Source organism: Candidatus Acetothermia bacterium, from assembly GCA_024653305.1.
In the GTDB taxonomy this organism is placed as follows: domain Bacteria; phylum Bipolaricaulota; class Bipolaricaulia; order Bipolaricaulales; family Bipolaricaulaceae; genus JACIWI01.
On sequence record JANLFW010000005.1, the window covers coordinates 6,495 to 7,912 of the forward strand.

A 1,418-nucleotide genomic window follows, 5' to 3' on the forward strand; every position below is an offset into this window, starting at 1 on the left:
GGCATTTGCCTTGAATGGTTCCGGTGCGTAACATTGGGAACGTGGGAGGCAACGGGCTGGCGGAAGGTAGTGGGGGGACCACCGAGCTTGGGCAGCTTCTTCAGTTCCTGCGCGACCTGAACCGAGGGCGCACCCTCTCCGCCGTGGCCGAGGCCGTCTTGCGGTACGCGATCTCCGTGGTCCCCGGAGCCCAGACCGGGTCCCTCCTCGTCCTCAACGACGAGACCGGGATGTTCGAGTTCCGGGCCGCGGTGGGGTGGGACATGGAGAAGCTCGCCCGGATCCGGATCCCCAAGGACAAGATCATCCAGCGCAGCCTGTTCCATGACCGGCCGGCCATCGTCCGCAACCCCCTCGCCTTGAACCGGGACCAGCTCGGGGAGGAGCTTGGGCGGCTCCTGGCGGAGGCCGGCCCCGTGGCCGTGTTCCTCACCCTCCCCATCGCCCAGGGGGGGAAGGTCATCGGGTACCTCAATTTGGACAACCGGGACGATCCGGACGCGTTTTCCCGTGAGGACTTTTCCCGCCTGGAGCTGGTGTGGGAGGAGATCGCCCTCGCCGTGGGCTTGGCGCGGGAGCGGGAGCTTCTTGCGGAAAGGGAGCATCTTTTCCGGCTCCTGTTCGAACGGCTGGCCGATGCCGTGTACATCACCGCGTTCGACGGGACGATCCTTGAGGCCAACCCCGCCGCCTCCCAACAGAGCCGGTATCCCCGGGACGAGCTCATCGGGCTCAACATCATGCGGGACCTCGCCGCCGAGGAACCCGCCGTCACCTACGCTACGGCCAATGAGCGCCTCGAGCGGGGGGAGACGGTGGTGTTCGAGGAGAAGAAGCGGCGCAAGGACGGCACCTTCTATTGGACGGAGTGCGCGGTGGTCCTGTTCGAGTACCGGGGGCAGAAGGCCACCCTGTCCGTGAACCGGGACATCACCGCCCGCAAGGATCTCGAGGAACAGATCCGGGAACGTACGGAGAAGCTATCCGCTCTTCACAAGGCCGTCCTGCGCCTTCAGCGTTGCCAAACCGTGGAGGAAGCCTGCACCATGCTGGTGGAGGACGCGGCCCACATCCTGGGGTTTGTTGTGTGCGGGGTCGACCTCGTGGACGGGGACCACCTCGTGCCGGTGGCCATCTCCGACCTGGCCCGGGGGCTGTCCCGGCCCGTCCCCCGCGGGGAGGGGATCGGGTGGAAAACCCTGGCGGACGGGAAAAGCCTGTGGGGCAACGTGGAGGCGTTCCCCGAAGCCAGGCCCACCAGCCCAAGTTTCCGGTCGTTCCTGTCCGTGCCCATCGGGGACGTTGGGGTGTTCCAGGCCGTGGCGTCCCGGCCCGACGCGTTCACCGCAGAGGACGTGATGCTCACCGAGATCCTGGCCGGCCACGTGCGGGAGGCCATCGCCCACCTCAGGCTCGCG

The 1,418-nt window shown here is 67.2% G+C and carries 1 protein-coding gene; it reads left to right on the forward strand.

Translation table 11 applies throughout. From position 1 onward, the window contains the following. Window positions 1-23: 23 nt before the first annotated feature. The coding region (locus tag NUV94_02840; protein ID MCR4391724.1) for a GAF domain-containing protein at window positions 24-1,418 on the forward strand (1,395 nt) is incomplete at its 3' end.